Genomic DNA, 13,625 nt, shown 5'->3' with positions numbered 1-13,625 from the left:
ACATGAGGGCGGGGACGCCCTCCCGAGTAAGCAAGGGAGAACCACATGCACTACGATCATGATCCCAGGTTCCCGGAAGGGTTCTTCTGGGGTGCCTCGAGTGCCGCTTGGCAGGTGGAGGGCGGTGTGAACGAAGGTGGGCGCGGCGTGTCCATCATCGATATCAACTCCAAGACCAAGAAGCCCTTTGCCGACAATTTCATCGCCGCCGACCACTACCACCACTTCAAGGAGGACGTGGCGTTCATGGCGGAGTGCGGCTTCACGAGCTACCGCTTCTCGCTCGCGTGGCCGCGCATCATCCCGGCGTCCGACGGCAAAGTGAGCGCTGAGGGCCTGGCTTTCTACAACGCGCTCATCGACGAGTTGGTGGCGCATGGTATCGAGCCTATCGTCACGCTGTACCACTACGATATGCCCCTGTGGGTCGAGGAGGAGCTGGGCGGTTGGAAGAGCCGCGAGACCATCAAGGCCTTCGAGCGCTACGTTCGTGTGTGCTTTGAGACCTTCGGTGACCGCGTGAAGTACTGGCTCTCCATCAACGAGCAAAACATGCAAATCGCCTACGGCGATTGGCTGGGCGTTTCCAAGGGCTGCACCGATTGGTTCCGTGATCAGTGGCGCATCAACCACATCATCAACCTCTGCCACGCCACGGCCGTGAATCTGTGCCACGAGCTGGTGCCCGGGGGCAAGATCGGTCCGGTGCCCGGCATGGTGCCCATCTACCCCTATTCTTGCGAGCCCATGGACCAGATTGCGGCCATGAACGCGGAGGAGTTCACCGAGAAGATCTGGAACGATACCTATGCGCATGGCGAGTACAGCGAGTTCGTGCGTGCGTACTGGGAGAATAACGACATCGATCCCGGTATCGAGCCCGGCGATGAGGAGCTGATGAAGTCCGCGAAGATCGACTTCTTCGCCATAAATTGCTATCGCTCCAACACCGCTAAATGGGCTCCGGCCGATGCGAAGCCGCATAGCTATGATCTCAACAAGACGGGCGAAAAGGGTAATCTGGTGTTTCCCGTGGTACCCGGTGCTTACCAGCTGGTGTACAACCCCCACGTGGAGTACACCGACTGGGACTGGGAGATCGACCCGGTGTCGCTGCGCTACCTTATGCGCTACATGTGGGATCACTATCACCTGCCCATGATGATCACCGAGAACGGGTTCGGCGCTCACGAGCACAAGGACGCCAACGGCGAGATTCACGATCAGTACCGCATCGACTTCCTGCGCGAAAACATCTACCAGTTGGGGCTGGCCGTCGAGGACGGTTGCGAGGTGATCGGCTACAACCCGTGGTCGTTCACGGACTTGCTGTCCACGGGCAACGGCATCGAGAAGCGCTATGGCCTGGTGTACGTGGACGTGACGGACGACGAGCTGAACGAGGCCGAGGCAGCGGGCACGCTGCCGCCGTGCAAGCGCATCAAGAAGGATTCGTTTGCCTGGTACTCCAAGCTCATCAAATCGAACGGACAGGATTGGGGAGGGGAGATCACCCATGGCTGCTAAGAAGGACTACGCCGGTATTGCGGCTGCAATCGTTCAGGTGTGTGGTGGTGCGGCGAACATTCGAAACGTCACCCATTGCATGACGCGCTTGCGCGTGAACCTGGTGGATACCGGCAAGATCGATGAGGTCGCGGCCAAGCAGATTCCCGGCGTGCTGAACCTCGTAGTGCAGAACGGCGAGTACCAATTCGTAATCGGTCAGGACGTGGCCCAGCTGTACGAGGAGTTCGAGAAGATCGAGGGCATCGACGCCGCGGGCGAGGTAGACGATGCGGCCGCCGCCAAGGAAGACGCCCAGGCTGCGAAGGGCGGTGTGGCGAACGCCGTTCTCTCGTTCATCGGAGGTACCTTCAGCCCGGTGATTCCGGTGCTCGTGGCCGGCGGCCTGACCGGAGCCGTGCTCACGCTCCTGACCACCTTTGCAGGCGTATCGTCCGATAGTGGTACCTACCAGGTGTTCTACTACCTGAACCAGGCTACGTTTTACTTCCTGCCGGTGTTCATCGGCTTCTCGGCCGCTCAGCGTCTGAAGTCCAACGGCTTCTTGGGAGCGTTCCTGGGTGCCACGCTGCTCTTTTTCACCATGAACATCCAAGAGGACGTGACCCTGGACTTCCTGGGCATCCCGGTGCAGTCCATCACCTATAACTCCACGGTGTTCCCGGTCATCCTGGGCGTGCTGTTCATGAGCGTAGTCTACCGCTTCCTGCAGCGGAACATGCCCGTGTACCTGCGCACCATCTTCGTGCCGCTCATCACCATGCTCATCACCGTGCCCGTGACGCTGATTGTGCTCGGGCCCATCGGCAACACCGTGGGCACCTGGCTTTCCGACGGTGTGCTGGCCATCTACCGCGTGGCGCCTCCGCTGGCCGTGGCAATCATCGGCCTCGGTACGCCGTGGCTGGTGTTCTTCGGCATGAACAACGCTACCTATCCCATCGTGTTCGCGCTGCTGGCAGAGGTTGGCTCTGATCCGTTGATCTGCACCGGCATGGCGCCGGCAAACGTGGCCGTGGGCGGCGCGTGCCTGGCCGTGGCGCTTATCTCCAAGAGCGTAGAGAAGCGTTCCGTGGCGGTCGGCGCGGGCGTGACGGCGCTGTGCGGGATCACCGAGCCCGCCGTGTACGGCGTGCTTTTCACCGAGCGGTTTCCGCTCGTGGGCGCCATGGTGGGCGGCGGCATCGGTGGTCTGATCGCGGGCTTCGTGGGTATGACCCAGTACGTTATCTCCACGCCGGGCTTCATCTCGTTCGCTGCCTACATCAACCCGGATGGGACTGGCGGTAACCTGATGTGGTCGATGATCGTCATGGTCCTCGCCGTGGTGATCGCCTTCGTGGTGACCTACGTGCTGGGTAAGCGCGAACTGGCTAAGACGGGCGTGTAGGCGCGCGAGGGCTGGGCGCTCGCGCGGCGCATGAGGAGATATTCCCCTTGCTTGGCGGGGCGGCTGCGAGAGTGAACCGCCCCGTTTTTTCATACGGGAGGTGGGTCACTGCCTCGTGCGCGCTTATTCGGCACGACCCGTCGAAAACCCTTCGGCATCCATCTTTTTTCGCTCGCGACTCTTTGCGAATCGGTGTTGCCCGCAGACGCGCCGTGCAATCAAAGGTAGGATGGATGCCAACGGATAGGGGGACGTCGCGCCGGCGTCTTCGGCGCTCGGGAAGGACGATGTCATGAAGTACGATTTCACCTCAAGGCTGGAGAGGGCCGGATTCGATGCCGTCGCCGTTGACGGCGTGGGAAAGGGCAATGCCCCCGCTGCCCCGCGCGAAGGCTTCGATCTCATCCCCATGTGGGTGGCCGACATGAATTTCCCTTGTGTGCCCAGCGTCCAGCGGGCGCTGGTCGCCCGCGCTCAGCATCCGGTGTTTGGGTATTTCGAACCGCGCGAGGAGTACTTTCAGAAGATCATCGAGTGGCAGCATCGTCGCAACGGGGTGGAGGGGCTGGAGCCCAGGCACATCGGCTACGAGAACGGCGTGCTGGGCGGGCTCGTCTCCACGCTGCAGAGCTTCTGCAATCCCGGCGACAAGGTGCTGGTGCACAGTCCCACCTACATCGGCTTCACGCATAGCATCGAGAACGCAGGCTTCCGCATCGTGAACTCTCCGCTGGTGATTCGGGACGGCGTGTGGCGTATGGACTTCGATGACATGGAGCAGAAGCTTGCCGAGCAGCGCATCCACGCCGTCGTATTCTGCTCGCCGCATAACCCTTGCGGGCGCGTGTGGGAACGCGAAGAGATCGAACAGGCCATGGAGCTGTTCCGGCGCTACGGCTGCACGGTGGTGTCCGACGAGATCTGGAGCGACATCATCCTGCCGGGACATCGCCACGTGCCGACCCAGAGTGTGAGCGAGGATGCGCGGATGCGCACGGTTGCGCTGTACGCCCCGAGCAAGACGTTCAATCTGGCGGGGCTGGTTGGTTCCTATCACGTGATCTACAGTGACTACCTGCGTGACCGGGTGAACTCGGCGTCTTCCAAGAGCTGTTACAACGAGATGAACGTGCTCTCCATGCATGCCCTGCTGGGGGCGTACGAGCCGGAGGGCTACGAGTGGGTGGACGAGTTGAGGCAGGTCATTGCGGGTAACGTCGACTTCGCCCTCGGCTACATGGCCGAGCATTTCGAGGGCGTGACGGCGTGCCGGCCGCAGGGTACGTACATGCTGTTCATCGATTGCGGCGAATGGTGCCGGGCACATGGCAAGGGCATCGTCGATGTTGAGCGGGCGGCCTGGGACGTGGGCGTTGCCGTGCAGGACGGCCGCATGTTCCACGGCCCGTGCCACGTGCGCATGAACCTGGCGCTGCCGCTCTCACGCGTGCAGGAGGCGTTCGACCGCCTCGACCGCTACGTGTTCAACGCGTAGGGGGACGCGGGTTGGGCTCAGTAGGGAGCCGCGGGGGCTGCTCATCCAGCGGCAAGTAACGTTACCAGTGGAATGCTTGCGAGCGCTCCAATTATGGTAAGAAAGGTGCACTGAGCCATGGGCTGGGTGTCCTTGCCATATTGTAGACAATAAAGGATACCGTTGCTGCCAACGGGCATGGCCGCCTCCAGTACGAGGATGGTTACCGTCTCGTGCCCAATGGGCAGCAGCCGCAAAGCGACAAGCCCCAGAAGTGGCGCAACAAGTAGACGTCCCGCTGTTGCCACGTAGGCGCGCCAGTTATCAAGCATGGTTGCAGGTGAATAGTTGGCGAGCGATGATCCCGTCAGTAGCAAAGCAAGCGGTGTTGTCATCTGTCCCACAAGTGAGAGCGAGTCGCCAAGTGCTCCCAGACCGTTCACATGCAAAAGGACGCACACCGCTACAGTGATGCTTGCCAGAAGCGTGGGAGAACGAAAGCACACAGCTAGGTTATGCAATTGCTGCTGCAGGCTGCAGGCTTCTCCGGTAAACATAAGCACGCCAACCGTGAAGACTAAGATGTTGACAGGAATGAGCGCAATAGAGGCTATCAGCAGGGCATCTTCACCCAGGACGGAAGAGATGATAGGAAAGCCTATAAGACTGCAATTGCTGAAGGTTACGGTAAATCGGTAGGCACCCTCGGTGTGGACTGGCGCGCGCGTTATCGCCGCAGCAGCCCTTCCGGGACATCGACCTGGTTATGCCGTTGTCCTCGCAGATCCCCTTCCAGTTCGCCGCGCGGTAGGTCGCGCCACCGTCCGCGTGCGCCGCGACAAGGGCCCGTCCCCGTGCTCCATCTGCCACTTCACCCTCCGGTACCCGAAGCACCCGAACCCCTTCCGGAAGGCTTCCAGGACGTGCCCGTCGACCTCGGCCCTACGGGCGGCGTCCCGCTCCGAGGCCCTCGCGTCGTACTCGTAGGTACTCTTCCACATCCCGAAGAGGCTCAGGACCTCGCCCAGAGAGTACCCGAAGTCCCTCCTCAGCCTCTCGCCTAACGCAGTCCGCTGCTTCCTCGAGAGCCTCTCCGGGTCTCCTGCTTTTGGGTCGCGCATCAGCTCCCACATGACCCTGTTCTCGATCAGCTCCTCGCGGCACTTCGCCTCGAGCTCCTCCCGGCTGAGGGACCCGAGCCTGTCGTCGTCGCGCTCAAGGAAGTCGAACTCCATCGCGACCGTCCCCTCCTTCGGCCCCATTCTTGGCCTCCGCGCGGGCTCGGGCGCGGGATTCTTCGCTGGTTTCCCGACGGATCGCGAGGAACCTCTCCGCCTCATCCTTCGTGTAAATACATACAAACCTCCCGAATCAACTTGTAGTAGGAGGTCAAATAATCTGCCGCAGTCAGTATCGACCTAGTTATTCCAGCAGGGGTAGAAACTCATACGGGAGCGGTCCGGTTTCTTGCAGGGAGCCAAAACTACCGCCGCGCTCACATCAGTCCCAGCAGGTTGCGTCCCTTCGGGGTCAACTCAAAGACCGGTGGTCTTTGAGAGGTCTTGATTATCAGATCATGTGCACCGAGTTCGTCAAAGGCCTTCCGGGATGTGGGCTTCGAAACGCCCAACCATACGGCTACGTCATCGAGACGGGTCTCCCGGAAGGCATTGAAAATATCCATCTGCGCTGCAAAGTAGAGCACGTCGCACGCGCGCCGCGAAAGCTCATTGCTGCATTGTTTCACCGCGACTTCAAGTTCATCCAGCGAAGATTGTTTCTCTTCAAGGTCTGATATCAGACTTTCCTGGGCATCGCCGATAAGACCCAGCATCGTAAGGACAAAATGTGTCCCCTCGGCATGGTTGAGTGGCCGCTCCGTTACATCGAACGCCTCGTAGTACACGTTTTTGTTCTCGGCAATCGTACGCGAAAGCGAGAGTACCGTGGGCTGGGAAAGCGGCCTACTCAGCTGCAGCGCGAGGAGATAGCGCCCCGTTCGCCCGTTGCCGTCGTAGAACGGATGGATATAGCCAAAGAGAAAATGGCACAGCAGGGCACTATACGTTTCGGGGATGGAATCCGACTGGGAAAGCGCAATCCACTGTGTCAGCAGCGCTTCGATCTTGCTTTCGGGTGAAACACCGGTGTGAAGAACGCGTCCCTGCTTATTCGCGATAACAACTTGGCCGGTTCTAAAGAGCGCTTCTCCCAGTCGGTCGCGTTTGTCCAGCGCATCGCGTACGACGGAGTCATAAATGTCCCGTATGTCTTGGAGGCTTTGCGGCTGCTGGGGGTTATCGGTCAGGTTCAGGTAGAGCTGTGCAAACTCCGCGAACGGCGCGTGGGACTTTCCGGCAGCTCCGGGAAGGCTCGAGGTATCGCGCCGAGCATGTTCGAGTGCGATTTCGATGTCGCGCCTTGTGCTGCGGACTCCCTCGATCTCGTTGCTGTACACCACCTCGTCCAGGATGAGCGAACGAATGTAAGCTCCGAGTGCTATGGTTGGCAGCCCCTTCCAAAGCGCGGAAACTCGGCGTTCGCGCCGGAGCACGCGTTCGTGGAGGACGGATAGTTCGCGGGGAATAGCCAGGAAAAGCTCGCCGGAGTCCAGATATATACCGGTGCGAAATGTCGACTCGCTCGATATACGTTGTTGTAGTAGGTGTTGAAGGTTTTCGTATCTATCCGACGTTCGGTCGACATGGAAGAGTTTTTCGAGCGTTGGGTATGCCATTTGGGCACCTCCTCCATTGGAACGTGGGATTCACTCTATCGGAAAGGATCATCGGTTTCTGTCCGATAGATTAGTATTACGCCTGCTAAAGGAAAAAAACAGCGAATTCTTTCCGATAAAGTGAAAAACTGCTTGATAACGGAAAACCTCAGAACTGCTCGTCTTGGTGTTTGTCTCAGTTGGGATGCGATGGTCGTGCACAGATAATCGGTGAACGGAAGCAAGCCGGTTTTACCTATTCAATATCGGTGTAAAGCGGCTCTACGGTCCCTCAACTGTGCGTGCTTCCATGCAAAAATGATCATAGGGGTTGTTCTGTTAACGCCGACCTAATTAAGCTATTCGAGAGTCGAACCAATTTAGCCAATTGGGAGTGTGGTGGAAATCCTGGACCGGCTTTTCCTATGCCGCTTGGAGTGGTCAAGGTTTTCTGAGCAATTATTAAAGCATCTTCAGCACGGTCATCGTCAAGAAGCCCAACCGCACCTGCACCGTCGCCCCCGGTTACGGGGGTGTATTCGGGCAAACGTGTGATGCGGATCATGAGCATGCTTTCGCGCCGGGAGGCCATGCAGCTGCGCCTCTTCGTGTGCAAGCTCGATCTCAACTCGTTTATGACGATCATGAACAGCTCGGAGAATATCGGCAAGGGGTTCCGCAGGCTGAACTAGCGGCGGTGACTTACTGACCCCAATGAGTCGCATGAGGCGCGATGTCGCCTGACAGCTCTGAGCCCCCATGTTTCGGAAATGTCACTGAGTGTTTTCGGGCTGATAAGCCTATTGACTGCTCCCGCTCTGGCCCCATATGCTACTTAACAACGTCATCACGGTTCGTGCGCATTTTGCACAAAATCGTGTGACGAGATGGTGCCCACGCCGCACGGATTGCAACAGGCCGGGTGGCACGCGCCATGACAGGCTCATGCGCGCTCCAACGCAACGGGTATCGTCATTGATGCAAGCCGGTGTGCATCGATGACGATACCCGTGATTTGGTAGAAGCAGGGCCAGACATCCGTACGTGGATTGGAGTTGACATGTTCAAGACGTTGCAGAAGGTCGGCAAGGCATTCATGTTGCCTATTGCCGTCCTCCCCGCTGCGGGCTTGCTACTGGGCATCGGTGGTGCCTTTAGTAGCGAGGCCACGATTGCGGCCTATCCGTTCTTAAACGTTGCCTGGCTGCAGATTGTCTTTAAGGTCATGAACGCCGCAGGTAACACGGTGTTCACTTACCTGCCGCTGATGCTGTGCATCGGTCTGGCGATCGGCCTTGCCAAGTCCGATAAAGGCACCGCTGCACTCGCGGCCGTGCTGGGCTACCTGGTCATGACGGGCACGCTGACGCAGCTGCTCGCCATCTTCAACCCCAAGGGCACCGCGGTCGATACCGGCGTCATCGGCGCGTTGGTGATGGGCCTCATCACGGTGTACCTGCACAACAAGTATCACAACATCCAGCTCCCGCAGGTGTTGGGCTTCTTTGGCGGTTCACGCTTTGTGCCGATCGTCACGGTGGTCGCTGCTGTACTCGTGGGCTGCGTGTTCTACATCATCTGGCCGCCGCTGCAGAACCTGCTCGTGATGGCCGGCCAGGCTATCGCCGCCGCTGGCGTGATTGGCACGTTCTTCTATGGCTTCCTCATGCGCCTGTGCGGCGCAGTAGGCCTGCACCACATGATCTACCCGATGTTCTGGTACACCGCCCTCGGCGGTACCGCCACGGTTGCCGGCAAGCACGTCGTGGGTGCGCAGAACATCTTCTTTGCCCAGCTCGCTGACCCCAATCACACGGGGCTCTTCACCGAGGGTACCCGCTTCTTCGCGGGCCGCTTCTCCACGATGATGTTCGGCCTGCCGGGTGCGGCGCTCGCCATGTACCACTGCGTGCCCAAGGAGCGCCGTCAGAAGTACGCCGGCCTCTTCCTCGGCGTGGCGCTGACCTCGTTCATCACCGGCATCACCGAGCCGCTCGAGTACATGTTCCTCTTTGTGTCCCCGGCGCTCTACGTGGTGCACTCCTTCTTTGACGGCGTGAGCTTCCTGATCGCGGACCTGCTCAAGATTCGTATCGGCAACACCTTCTCCGGCGGCTTTATCGACTTTTTCCTGTTCGGTATCCTGCAGGGTAACGACAAGACCAACTGGCTGCTCGAGATCCCGTTCGGCTGCGCGTGGGCGTGTCTGTACTACTTCACGTTCCGCTTTGCGATCACCAAGTTCAACATCCTCACGCCCGGCCGCGGCGATGACGATGACTCCAGCTCGCTCCTGTCCAACAGCACGGACGATGCGGAGACCTCGGACAAGGATGCGCAGATGGCCAAGGATGCCAAGGTCATCGTGGCTGCGCTCGGCGGTGCGGACAACATCGAGGACGTGGACGCGTGCATCACCCGTCTACGCGTGGGTGTGAAGGATCCCGCCAAGGTGGATGACGAGGCGTTCAAGAAGCTCGGCGCTGCCGGCGTGCTCCACGTCGAGGGCGGTGTGCAGGCGATCTTTGGTGCCAAGGCGGTACTCTATAAGAGTGCGGTGCTGGAGGACCTCGGTCGCGACGAGTAACGTTGCTGGTGGGGCGCGCACGGCGCGGGTATACAATGCGCGTGGCGCTCCTGGCAATATGTGATGCGGGCGCATGCTGGCCGGCCCGGCATGCGCCCGTTTTTGTATGGAAGGGGTGTGCGTGCGGCTTTGTCAGCCGGTGGACCCGGTGGGGTCGGCTCCGCTGGTCGCCGGGTCGGCGCCCAACAGTTCAGAAAGGATGGTGACGCATGAAGCTGCAGGTGAAGCGTCTCCTCTCGCTCGTGATCGATCTGGTGGTGACGGGTGGGCTGGTGAGCATCTTCTACTTTTGCGCCAACGTCTTTTATCTTGACCCGGCCACGACGACGCAGGCCGAGCTCATGCTCATCTGCGCGGTTATCACGATCGCGATGCTCACGGTGGCATTGCCTGTCTCCAAGGGTTACACCGTGGGTGAGTGCATCGCGGGAATCCGCGTGGAGAACCTCGATGGCAGCGCGCGCACGATCTGGCAGATTTTCATGCGTGAGTGCGTGCTCAAATTCGCCTTCGGACCGTTTTTACTTGTGCTGTCCCTGATCTATTGGTTGCTATTCGGTCTCGTGCGTGGCGATGTTGAGATTCGTCCACTGCACGACGAGTTTTTGCACACGCGGACGGTGCTGGCACGGTAGCGTGGTGGCGTGCGGCGTGCGCGGTCTGAGGCTGCGCTGTCCGTCCCGTCCCATTCCACGAAGAGAGAGGAACATCTATGGCTTCTAGCATTGCTCCGCTGATTCAGGAGCTCAAGGGCAAGCTCGTAGTGAGCGTGCAGGCTTACCCCGGCGAACCGATGCGCACGCCGGAGACGATGGCTGCCATCGCGCGCGCGTGCGAGCTTGGTGGCGCGGCGGCGATTCGCTGCCAGGGGCTCTCCGACATCTCCGCCATTAAGGGGCGCGTGGAGGTGCCCGTGATCGGCCTGTGGAAGGAGGGGCACGACGGTGTCTTTATTACACCGACGCTCCGCCACGCCCTCGCCTGTGTGTACGCCGGTGCCGACATCGTGGCGCTCGACGCGACGGATCGCCCGCGTCCGGACGGTCGCACCTTTGAGCAGACGGTCTCCGAGCTGCGCGAGCGCACCGACACCCTCATCATGGCAGACTGCGCCAGCATCGAGGATATTCGTCGTGGATTCGCTGCCGGCTGCGATGTGTGCTCCACGACGCTCTCGCACGGCAACAAGGCCTGGGGCACAGCGCTCGACGATGGCCCCGATCTTCCGCTGCTGCGTCAGGCGGCCGAGGAGTTCCCGGGCATGCCCGTGTGCTGTGAGGGTCACGTGCACACTCCGGCCGATGCCACGGCTGCGATCCAAGCGGGCGCGTGGATGGTCGTCTCCGGTACGGCGATCACGCATCCCACGACGATTACCAGCTGGTTTGTCGAGGCGACGAAGCAGTAGGGCACTCAGCGGCAGCGCAACGGTCCGCGTGCGGCGTGTTCGCGGCGCGGCTAAACCAACAACGGCAAAGGAGGCCCCATGGGGTTCTTTGACAAGTTCAAGAAGAAGGCCGCCGAGACGGTATCCGAGAAGCAGGCTCCGGCAGCGCCGGCACCGGCGCCCACAGCGGGGCCGATCGTGCTTACCGCACCAGTGGCGGGCTCCGTTATCGCGATGGCCGACGTGCCCGACCCGGCCTTTGGCAGCGAGATGCTCGGCCGCGGCTGTGCCGTCTGGCCAGAGACGGAGACTGTTGTGGCTCCGACGTCCGGCACCGTTTCCGTGGTGATGTCGCACGCGATCGGTCTCACGGCCGACAACGGTGCCGAGGTGCTCGTGCACGTGGGCATCGACACGGTGAGCATGCAAGGCGACGGCTTTGTGGGGCATGTTGCCCAGGGCGACCATGTGGACGCGGGTCAGAAGCTCCTGGATTTTGACCGCGCCAAGATTGCGGTGGCCGGCCACAAGGATTGCGTGGTGCTGGCGGTGTCCAACTCGGCGGATTATGCTGCGGTGGAACTCGCCGTGGATGCCGGCGCAACCGTTGCCGCGGGCGACACGGTGCTCGCGCTGACCAAGTAACGCGCGCGATCACATTCGCTGGGCTGAACCGAATGCTCGGGCATTCCGCGGGTATCGGCATGTCAGGGGCGGCGTGCAGGTGGGTTCAGGCCTGTGGCGCACTGCCCCAGCGCCCCGTCGTGGCGGCCTTTACCGCGACGAGCAGCTCGAGGTATCGGGCATAGGCGAGAAGAAGGCCGACGATTTCGGCGAGGTCGTTCTGGAGCAGATAGACGAGTTCGAGTTCCGCGCCCGCTAGGAATTGGAACAGGGGGGACGGAGGTTGTGTTCCAGTCTTCGTTAACACATGAAGCCCGTAGGTCGTTATTTCGAAGTTGACGCTCCACTTTGGCGTAGTATTTGCTCCATCGATCGAGCGAGTGGAGGACGTCATGGCAAGCGCGGGAATCGGATCCATCATCGGCGCGGGGCTGGGGCTCGCTGCGGTAGCGGTGACCGCCGGCGTGGCAGCCAAGGTTGCAGCGGGAACGCGCGCGCTTAAACCGTCGGCTCCGGCGGGCGCGTCCATAGACGCCGGCGGCTACCATGCCGGCGCAGCCGAGGTCGAGCGTTTCCGCGAGCTGCTCCGCATCCCCACGGTCTCCGATCCCGACCCCGCCCGCGTGGACCACGCCGCCTTCGAGCGCTACATCGGCACGCTCCGCCGCCTCTACCCCAAGACGTTCGAGGCGTGCGAGTTCACCACCATCGGTAGCTTCGACATCCTCATGCGTTGGCCCGGCGTCAACCAGGAGCTCGACCCCATCGTCACCATGGCGCACCAGGACGTCGTGCCCGTGGAGGGGCAGGCATGGGAGCACGACCCCTTTGGCGCGGAGATCGTCGACGGCGAGATCTGGGCTCGCGGCTCGCTCGACACCAAGTGCATCGGTGCCGCGATCTTCGAGGCCATCGAACTGCTCGTCTCCCAGGGTTACGTGCCCCCGCGCGACGTGTACTACTTCTCGTCCGATGGCGAGGAGATCGCTGGTCCCGCCGCCGCGTCGGCTGTCGAGTGGCTGCGCGCCCGCAGCATTCATCCTTACATGGTGATGGACGAGGGCGGCGCTGTTGCTGCTGATGCTCCCTTGGGCGTAACCGAGCCCGTGGCCATGGTGGGCGTGTCCGAGAAGGGGCACGTGGACGTGACCGTTACGGCGCGCGCGGACGGTGGCCACGCCTCGACGCCGGGTGCAAACGACGCATGCCGCCTGCTCGCACGCGTGTGCGAGCGCATCTCGGCGAACCCTGGCGCCCCGCGCTTTACGCGCGCGCTGGATGCCACCCTTGCCGAGCTCGCCGCTCGCGCTGGCGGAGTCTACAAGCCGGTCTTCGGCAACCTGTGGCTCACGCGCCCGCTCGTGGCGAAGATCATGGCGGGCAATGCGGAGACGGGCGCCATGCTGCGCACCACCTACGCACTCACGCAGATGGAAGGTTCGCCGGCGCATAACGTGCTGCCGCCCACGGCGCGTGCCAACTTCAACGTGCGCATCGCTCCGTTCGAGACGCTGGCGGATGCCGTCGAGCGCATGCGCACGCACGCTGCGGACGAGTGCCGTGCGTCCGGCCTCACCCCCGACCACATCACGGTGGAGATAAACGAGACCATCCCCTACACGGAGCCCGCGCCCGTGAGCCCGTTCGAGAACGATCCCGCGTTTGACTACATCCACCGCTGCGTGGCCGGCGTGTATCCCGAGGCCGGCTTCGCGCCCTACGTGCAGAACTCCTGCACGGACTCGCGCGAGTTCAACGCAATTTGCGAGCGCGTGTACCGATTTGGCGGCTTCATCTACTCCGCCGAGGCACGCGGTCTCATCCATGCGCCCAACGAGCGCATCGGCGTGGACGTATACCGCCGCGGCGTTGAGTTCTACGTGGCGTTTCTGGGCAATCTCGAGAAGATGGAGGCGTAGG

13 protein-coding genes are annotated in these 13,625 nt (G+C 61.3%); 10 read left to right on the top strand and 3 right to left on the bottom strand.

Annotated features, from left to right (window positions below; genetic code table 11):
* The first annotated feature begins 45 nt into the window (after window positions 1–45).
* The 3 genes from GDJ97_RS01995 (at window position 46) to GDJ97_RS01985 (ending at window position 4,412) form a co-directional block, all read left to right on the top strand.
* Entirely contained in the window at window positions 46–1,527 is a 1,482-nt protein-coding gene (locus tag GDJ97_RS01995; RefSeq protein ID WP_152069551.1) for a glycoside hydrolase family 1 protein, read from the top strand.
* Window positions 1,517–2,917, top strand: a complete 1,401-nt coding sequence (locus GDJ97_RS01990; protein ID WP_152069550.1) for a PTS transporter subunit EIIC — start codon at window positions 1,517–1,519, stop codon at window positions 2,915–2,917. The genes GDJ97_RS01995 and GDJ97_RS01990 overlap by 11 nt, the downstream gene beginning before the upstream one ends.
* Window positions 2,918–3,209: 292 nt before the next feature.
* Window positions 3,210–4,412 carry a MalY/PatB family protein gene (locus tag GDJ97_RS01985; RefSeq protein WP_152069549.1) on the top strand — a complete coding sequence of 401 codons (1,203 nt, stop codon included), beginning with the start codon at window positions 3,210–3,212 and terminating at the stop codon, window positions 4,410–4,412.
* 41 nt (window positions 4,413–4,453) lie between these two features.
* Here GDJ97_RS01985 and GDJ97_RS01980 read toward each other — a convergent pair whose 3' ends face one another.
* The 3 genes from GDJ97_RS01980 to GDJ97_RS01970 all read right to left on the bottom strand — a co-directional run bounded on the left by GDJ97_RS01980 (window position 4,454) and on the right by GDJ97_RS01970 (window position 7,128).
* Window positions 4,454–4,948, bottom strand: a complete 495-nt coding sequence (locus tag GDJ97_RS01980; protein WP_152069548.1) for an AEC family transporter — start codon at window positions 4,946–4,948, stop codon at window positions 4,454–4,456.
* A gap of 207 nt (window positions 4,949–5,155) precedes the next feature.
* Entirely contained in the window at window positions 5,156–5,626 is a 471-nt protein-coding gene (locus GDJ97_RS01975; RefSeq protein WP_226808724.1) for a hypothetical protein, read from the bottom strand.
* Between the two features lie 260 nt (window positions 5,627–5,886).
* The gene (locus GDJ97_RS01970; RefSeq protein ID WP_152069546.1) at window positions 5,887–7,128 is read right to left on the bottom strand and encodes a Fic family protein; all 1,242 of its coding nucleotides are present in this window, start codon (window positions 7,126–7,128) and stop codon (window positions 5,887–5,889) included.
* A gap of 512 nt (window positions 7,129–7,640) precedes the next feature.
* On the opposite strand from GDJ97_RS01970, the gene GDJ97_RS01965 reads away from it, so the two are divergent.
* The 7 genes from GDJ97_RS01965 (at window position 7,641) to GDJ97_RS01940 (ending at window position 13,624) form a co-directional block, all read left to right on the top strand.
* The gene (locus GDJ97_RS01965) at window positions 7,641–7,799 is read left to right on the top strand and encodes a DUF2179 domain-containing protein (RefSeq protein WP_226808723.1); all 159 of its coding nucleotides are present in this window, start codon (window positions 7,641–7,643) and stop codon (window positions 7,797–7,799) included.
* Window positions 7,800–8,167: 368 nt separating this feature from the next.
* On the top strand, window positions 8,168–9,694 hold the full coding sequence (locus GDJ97_RS01960) for a PTS transporter subunit EIIC (protein WP_152069544.1): 1,527 nt from the start codon (window positions 8,168–8,170) through the stop codon (window positions 9,692–9,694).
* Between the two features lie 209 nt (window positions 9,695–9,903).
* The gene (locus tag GDJ97_RS01955; RefSeq protein WP_152069543.1) at window positions 9,904–10,329 is read left to right on the top strand and encodes an RDD family protein; all 426 of its coding nucleotides are present in this window, start codon (window positions 9,904–9,906) and stop codon (window positions 10,327–10,329) included.
* Between the two features lie 77 nt (window positions 10,330–10,406).
* Window positions 10,407–11,102: an N-acetylmannosamine-6-phosphate 2-epimerase gene (locus GDJ97_RS01950; RefSeq protein ID WP_152069542.1), complete on the top strand. Its 696-nt coding sequence runs from the start codon at window positions 10,407–10,409 to the stop codon at window positions 11,100–11,102.
* Between the two features lie 78 nt (window positions 11,103–11,180).
* Window positions 11,181–11,726 (top strand): PTS glucose transporter subunit IIA, encoded by a 546-nt coding sequence (locus tag GDJ97_RS01945; RefSeq protein WP_152069541.1) that lies wholly within the window; start codon window positions 11,181–11,183, stop codon window positions 11,724–11,726.
* A gap of 73 nt (window positions 11,727–11,799) precedes the next feature.
* Window positions 11,800–11,964 (top strand): hypothetical protein, encoded by a 165-nt coding sequence (locus tag GDJ97_RS09320; protein WP_193221264.1) that lies wholly within the window; start codon window positions 11,800–11,802, stop codon window positions 11,962–11,964.
* Between the two features lie 133 nt (window positions 11,965–12,097).
* Window positions 12,098–13,624, top strand: coding sequence for a M20/M25/M40 family metallo-hydrolase (locus GDJ97_RS01940; protein WP_152069540.1), 1,527 nt, complete (start codon window positions 12,098–12,100; stop codon window positions 13,622–13,624).
* Window position 13,625 lies beyond the last annotated feature (1 nt).

The sequence above is a fragment of the Collinsella sp. AK_207A genome (genome assembly GCF_902501965.1).
Classification (GTDB): Bacteria; Actinomycetota; Coriobacteriia; order Coriobacteriales; family Coriobacteriaceae; genus Collinsella.
This window is presented reverse-complemented; position numbering and strand designations above follow the sequence as displayed.

Bases quoted from the DNA above. Each gene is read 5' to 3' on its own strand.
- GDJ97_RS01985 (WP_152069549.1), top strand. From the start codon at position 3,210: ATGAAGTACGATTTCACCTCAAGGCTGGAGAGGGCCGGATTCGATGCC.
- GDJ97_RS01990 (WP_152069550.1), top strand. From the start codon at position 1,517: ATGGCTGCTAAGAAGGACTACGCCGGTATTGCGGCTGCAATCGTTCAG.
- GDJ97_RS01980 (WP_152069548.1), bottom strand. From the start codon at position 4,948: ATGTTTACCGGAGAAGCCTGCAGCCTGCAGCAGCAATTGCATAACCTA.
- GDJ97_RS01960 (WP_152069544.1), top strand. From the start codon at position 8,168: ATGTTCAAGACGTTGCAGAAGGTCGGCAAGGCATTCATGTTGCCTATT.
- GDJ97_RS01970 (WP_152069546.1), bottom strand. From the start codon at position 7,128: ATGGCATACCCAACGCTCGAAAAACTCTTCCATGTCGACCGAACGTCG.
- GDJ97_RS01945 (WP_152069541.1), top strand. From the start codon at position 11,181: ATGGGGTTCTTTGACAAGTTCAAGAAGAAGGCCGCCGAGACGGTATCC.
- GDJ97_RS01955 (WP_152069543.1), top strand. From the start codon at position 9,904: ATGAAGCTGCAGGTGAAGCGTCTCCTCTCGCTCGTGATCGATCTGGTG.
- GDJ97_RS01975 (WP_226808724.1), bottom strand. From the start codon at position 5,626: ATGGAGTTCGACTTCCTTGAGCGCGACGACGACAGGCTCGGGTCCCTC.
- GDJ97_RS01995 (WP_152069551.1), top strand. From the start codon at position 46: ATGCACTACGATCATGATCCCAGGTTCCCGGAAGGGTTCTTCTGGGGT.
- GDJ97_RS01950 (WP_152069542.1), top strand. From the start codon at position 10,407: ATGGCTTCTAGCATTGCTCCGCTGATTCAGGAGCTCAAGGGCAAGCTC.
- GDJ97_RS01940 (WP_152069540.1), top strand. From the start codon at position 12,098: ATGGCAAGCGCGGGAATCGGATCCATCATCGGCGCGGGGCTGGGGCTC.